At 61.4% G+C, this 5,300-nt stretch carries 6 protein-coding genes; 1 reads left to right on the top strand and 5 read right to left on the bottom strand.

What is annotated here, in order from left to right; genetic code table 11:
• The first annotated feature begins 334 nt into the window (after positions 1 to 334).
• Positions 335 to 1,207 carry a ParB N-terminal domain-containing protein gene (locus AC1DT3_RS11400; RefSeq protein WP_477465371.1) on the top strand — a complete coding sequence of 291 codons (873 nt, stop codon included), beginning with the start codon at positions 335 to 337 and terminating at the stop codon, positions 1,205 to 1,207.
• A 157-nt stretch (positions 1,208 to 1,364) separates the two neighbouring features.
• Here AC1DT3_RS11400 and AC1DT3_RS11405 read toward each other — a convergent pair whose 3' ends face one another.
• From AC1DT3_RS11405 to AC1DT3_RS11425, 5 genes are all read right to left on the bottom strand, one after another.
• Complete coding sequence (locus AC1DT3_RS11405) at positions 1,365 to 1,571, bottom strand: DNA gyrase inhibitor YacG (protein ID WP_477465372.1); 207 nt, start codon at positions 1,569 to 1,571, stop codon at positions 1,365 to 1,367.
• 22 nt (positions 1,572 to 1,593) lie between these two features.
• Positions 1,594 to 2,244 (bottom strand): Maf-like protein, encoded by a 651-nt coding sequence (locus AC1DT3_RS11410; RefSeq protein ID WP_477465373.1) that lies wholly within the window; start codon positions 2,242 to 2,244, stop codon positions 1,594 to 1,596.
• A gap of 13 nt (positions 2,245 to 2,257) precedes the next feature.
• On the bottom strand, positions 2,258 to 3,115 hold the full coding sequence (pssA, locus tag AC1DT3_RS11415) for a CDP-diacylglycerol--serine O-phosphatidyltransferase (RefSeq protein ID WP_477465374.1): 858 nt from the start codon (positions 3,113 to 3,115) through the stop codon (positions 2,258 to 2,260).
• Positions 3,116 to 3,252: 137 nt separating this feature from the next.
• The gene (locus AC1DT3_RS11420; RefSeq protein ID WP_477465375.1) at positions 3,253 to 3,954 is read right to left on the bottom strand and encodes a phosphatidylserine decarboxylase; all 702 of its coding nucleotides are present in this window, start codon (positions 3,952 to 3,954) and stop codon (positions 3,253 to 3,255) included.
• Positions 3,955 to 4,006: 52 nt separating this feature from the next.
• On the bottom strand, positions 4,007 to 5,300 hold a 1,294-nt coding region (locus AC1DT3_RS11425), incomplete at its 5' end, for an ABCB family ABC transporter ATP-binding protein/permease (RefSeq protein WP_477465376.1).

The raw sequence follows: 5,300 nt of genomic DNA on the forward strand, positions 1-5,300 counted from the left end.
GGAGCAACCAAGCCGAACGGTTGGGGTCATCGAGATATTGGAACTCCGCTTTTGCTGCCTCGGCGATCTCGCTGACGCGGGCGGCCGTTGTAGCAGCGATCCGGAGCGCCAGGCCTGCCTGATGGGAGACGGGCGGGAGGACGATCCCATCTCTCGGTTTTAGGCCTCGCCACGGAACCCCGTGCCTGCCCGACCAACGACTGATTCACGCGTTCACTCACTTCGTAGTGCCCTCTCTTTTGGCCATTCGCCTTGGCAATTTTATGCCATTAGGGATTGCAAATAGAGTCATGCCACAACTCTAAAGCGCCAATTCGGTGCTTTGGAGACGGACATGACTGAAACCCACATTCAAACGAACTATCGAATGATTTCCCCGGCCGGCTACCACGCGCCGGTTACGCCATACACCCCGGGTCCGGCACCGCAGCTGGAATGGCTGGAGATCAACAGGCTCTTTGTCGATCCCTCCTATCAACGCGAGATTGGAAAAAGAGGGGCGCTCAATATCAAGCGGATCACTGACGGATTCGAATGGTCGAAATTCGCCCCTGTGATCGTCGCACCAGTCGAAGGGGGCCTGTTCGCCATCGTCGACGGCCAGCACAGGACCACGGCAGCAGCTTTGCGAGGCATAGAGAAGGTCCCATGCCAGATCGTCTACGTTGATCGCGCGAAGCAAGCCGAGGCCTACGCGGCAGTCAACGGCAATGTAACGAAGACGACGCCACAGCAGCTCTTCCATGCCCGCCTCGCAGCTGGCGAGCCGCAGGCGTTAGCCGTCGCGGACGCCTGCTCCGTTGGTGGCGTTGAGATCGTGCGAAATACCTTGTTGCAGAAGAGAGTGAAGCAAGGGCAGACCCAGGCGGTCGTCGCCATCGCGCGCTGCTTAGAGACCTACGGTCGCGAAACCTTGATTACGGCTCTGCAATGCATCACGCAAACCGGCGACGGGAATCCAGGATATCTTCGCGCGACGATCATTGAAGCTTTATGCCAAGTGCTTCATTCGGTGCCTTCTTGGCGTGATGCCGGTGAGGCTCTGCTTCACGCGATGGACAACTTCGATTTTGCGAGTGCGTGGGACAAAGCCATGGAAGGGCGCAATTTCATCCTTTCTCCCACGGTGCAGAGGTTAGTCGCTGAAAGCATCCATGCCCACCTCTCGCAGAAGATCGGGCTGAGCACGCACCAAGCCGCAGCATGATGGGTTCTAATTCGATGTGCCTGGTTGTTTGCCAGTCGCACGGAAAAGAAAGGGCGCTGCAAGGCGCCCTTGATCAACGCTGCTAATGCAGTCTTCGCGTTTTGGAATTCCGATTACATTCTCAACTTGCGCTCGACTTGAAACGAGCGCGAGACGCTCACGCCCCTCCGTCGTCCTTCTCGTCCTCTGGCCCCTCATCGCTCTCGACGGCGGGGATCGCGTATCGGCCCGAGAACCAGCGCTGCAGGTCGACGTCGGCGCAGCGCTTCGAGCAGAACGGCTTGAATTCGTCCGTGGCCGGCTTGCCGCAAATCGGGCATTTGCTGAGCGACGCTTTGGTTCGGTTCTCGTTCGCCGGGTTCATGAAAGCTCTCCTTCCCTTTCGGTCAGGCGGCATTGAGCCATGTGAAGCGGACGGGAAAACCTTCGCCGTCGAGGAGCGAAATGGATTCGTACAGCGGCAAGCCGACGACATTGGTGTAGGAGCCGACAATCTTGACCACGAAGGTGCCCGCGAGCCCCTGGATGGCGTAGCCGCCCGCCTTTCCGCGCCACTCGCCGGACGCGAGATAGCGTTCCAGCTCCTCGCGGGACAGCCGCTTGAAGCGAACTCGCGTCTCCACCAGCCGCTCCCGCAAGGTATCCTTGGGCGTCACCAGGCAGATCGAGGTGAAGACCTTGTGCGCGCGCCCTGAGAGCAGCCGCAGACAGGCGGCAGCCTCGTCGACTACTTCGGCCTTTGGCAGGATCCGTCCGCCGGCCACCACAACCGTGTCCGCGGAAAGCACAAAGGCGTCTTTGAGCTCCTCACGGTGCCGTGCGGTCTTGCGGGCGACTTCAGCCTTCATCCGCGCGAGGCGTCGGGCGAGCTCCTTGGCCGTTTCACCCTTGAGAGGGGTCTCGTCCACATCCGCCGGCAGCAAGGCGTCCGGCTCGATGCCGGCCTGCTGCAGAAGCGCCAGCCTGCGCGGGGAAGCCGAAGCCAGAACCAGCTTCGGACGCCAGCTGGAGGTCGATGTCTCCGATTGGGCCGTCACATCTCTCTCCACTCTACAGGTTCGGGTCGGTCGCGTCGCTTGGCGGCGGGGAAGCTTCCGGCTCAGACGGGGCCGCAGCGTGGGCGCGCTCGAGTTTGCGGTAACGCGCGGCGCTGATCGGAATCATGACCAGCATGAGCACCGCGGCGAGAGCCAGCATCTCGAACGGGAAGCTGACCAGAAGACCGAAGGCGGCGACCGAAAGAACGAAGATCGGCAGGACCCAATGGCGAGGAACATACTTCCCCATCGTCTTGCCGGAATAGACCGGAATGGTCGAGACCATCAAGAAAGCGATACCGAGAAGATAGACGAGAACGACGGGAGCCGCGGCCACGCCCACCACCGGCACGCCTAGAAAATACAGATACAGGGGCAACAGACACGTCAACGCCCCTGCCGGCGCCGGAAGGCCGGTGAAGAAGTTCTTCTTCCATTCCGGGCGGTTCGGATCGTCCAGCATTACGTTGAAGCGCGCGAGGCGCAGCGCCATGGCGATGGCGAAGACGAGGACCGTGATCCAGCCGATCGATTTAAGCTCGTGCAGCACGAAGCTGTAGAGAACGAGTGCGGGCGTGACGCCGAAATTGACGAAATCGGCCAGCGAATCGAGCTCCGCGCCGAACCGGGTCGTCCCTTTCAGAAGCCGGGCCACGCGCCCGTCGATCCCGTCCAGGAACGCTGCGATGACGATCGCGATGACGGCTGGTTCGAAGCGCCCCTCATAAGCGAGGCGGATCGCCGTGAGCCCAAGGCACAGGGCGATCAGGGTGATGATATTCGGCGCGATGACGCGGAACGGCACGGGTTTGAAGAGTCGCTTGCGCGGCTCGTGCTCATCCGGTGCGAAAGGCGGAAAAAGATCGCTCATGGGACACAGAGTAGGAGCGCCGCGGRCATGCGGCAAGGAGTCCTAGACCTCGATGGCCTTGGTCCGAAGTGACCCGAGGCCATGAAGCCGGCGCGCGATATAACTCGAGAACCGTGACACACGTTCCGGGAACTTGCCTAGCCGGCCCGATATTGCCGTGCCGGTTCCGTGGCGTTCAGGTCCGCCAGAACGGTTTCGCCGGCTATGGCCGTCTGGCCCAATCCCACCAGCACCTGGGCGCTCAGAGGCAGATAGATGTCGAGGCGTGACCCGAAGCGGATGAGCCCGAAACGCTCGCCCGTGCTCAGGCTGTCGCCCACCTTGACGAAGGACACGATGCGGCGCGCCACGAGGCCCGCGATCTGGACGACGCCGATCTTGGTGCCGGCAGTCTCGATCACCAGGGCGTTGCGCTCGTTGTCGTCGCTCGCCTTGTCGAGCTCGGCGTTGAGGAAAAGCCCCGGTGTATAGAGGATTTGGGCGATCCGGCCGGTCACGGGGGAGCGGTTCACGTGGCAATCGAACACGTTCATGAACACCGAGACGCGGGTCATCGGCTCTTGAGGCAATTCGAGTTCGGCGGGCGGCACCGCCGTCGTGATCAGKCTCACGCGGCCGTCGGCCGGGGAGATCACGAGCCCTTCGCGGATGGGCGTCACACGATGCGGATCCCGGAAGAAATAGCAGATCCAGACGGTGATGATGGCGCCGATCCAACCGAGGGGGGACCAGAGGTTGGCCAGGAAGAACGTCGCGACGAGCGCGATCGCGATGAAGGGATACCCCTCCTTGTGGATCGGAACGACGATGCGGCGGATCGAGTCCAGGATACCGGTCATGCTTTCACCTTCACTGACGTGAAAGGCGAGATGGCAGGGGCCGCACCTCCCGTCAACCCATGACGCCTTCGGGCACAGACCGTCCCTCGGCCTCCGCCGCGCGTTTCAGGGTCTCCCGGGCCTCGTCAGCCTCGCGTTGACGGTTCCACATGGCGGCGTAAGTCCCGCCGCTGGCGAGAAGCTCCGCGTGGGTGCCCCGTTCGGTGATCTGGCCCCTATCGAGAACGATGATCTCGTCGGCTCCGATCACCGTGGATAGCCGATGCGCGATCACGAGCGTCGTGCGCCCGCGACTGACGCGATCGAGCGCCTGCTGGATCTCTCCTTCGGTGAAGGAATCCAACGCCGACGTAGCCTCGTCCAAAACGAGGATCGGCGGCGCTTTCAGGATCGTGCGCGCAATGGCGACCCGCTGCTTTTCTCCACCGGACAACTTCAGGCCGCGTTCTCCAACCGACGTGTCGTAGCCCTCCGGCAGATGGCGAATGAAGGTATCGATCTGCGCCAGGCGCGCCGCCTCCTCCACCTCTTCTTCGGAAGCATCCCAGCGGCCGTAGCGGACGTTGTAACCGATCGTGTCGTTGAACAGAACCGTGTCCTGCGGGACCATGCCGATCGCTTCGCGCAGGCTCACCTGTTGCACATGGGCGATGTCCTGCCCGTCGATGAGGATGCGTCCGCTGCTCGGTTCGTAGAAGCGGAACATCAAACGCGAGATCGTCGATTTTCCCGCGCCAGATGGCCCGACGATGGCGACGGTGTTGCCGGCCGGGATTTCAAACGACACGCCCTTCAAAATCGGACGTTCCGGAATGTAGGAGAAATGGACGTCTTCGAAACGAACGTTGCCATCCTTGACGATCAGGGGTTTCGAATCCGGCTTGTCCTGGATGTCAGGGTTGCGCTCCAGGATGTTGAACATGTCGTCGATGTCGATGAGCGCCTGTTTGATTTCGCGGTACAACATGCCCATGAAATTGAGCGGAATGTAAAGCTGGATCAGCATGGCGTTGACGAGAACGAAGCTGCCGATCGAAGCCTGTCCCGCCATGATGTCGCGCACTGCGAGAATCATCACGATCGTCATGCCGATGGTGAAGATCACCGCCTGTCCCGAGTTCAGAACGGCGAGCGACGTATAGGTCTGCGTCGACGCTTGCTCGTAGCGTTCCATGGACCGATCGTAACGCTCGGCTTCGCGCCGCTCCGCGCTGAAGTACTTTACGGTCTCGTAGTTCAGAAGCGCATCGACCGCCTTCGTGTTCGCATCGGTATCGGATTCGTTCATGCGCTTGCGGATCGACATGCGCCAGGAGGTCGCCTGGTAGGTGTAGGCGAGATAGACC

It is taken from the genome of Microvirga sp. P4_G7 (genome assembly GCF_056401005.1).

Bases quoted from the DNA above. Each gene is read 5' to 3' on its own strand.
- AC1DT3_RS11405 (WP_477465372.1), bottom strand. From the start codon at position 1,571: ATGAACCCGGCGAACGAGAACCGAACCAAAGCGTCGCTCAGCAAATGC.
- AC1DT3_RS11400 (WP_477465371.1), top strand. From the start codon at position 335: ATGACTGAAACCCACATTCAAACGAACTATCGAATGATTTCCCCGGCC.
- pssA (WP_477465374.1), bottom strand. From the start codon at position 3,115: ATGAGCGATCTTTTTCCGCCTTTCGCACCGGATGAGCACGAGCCGCGC.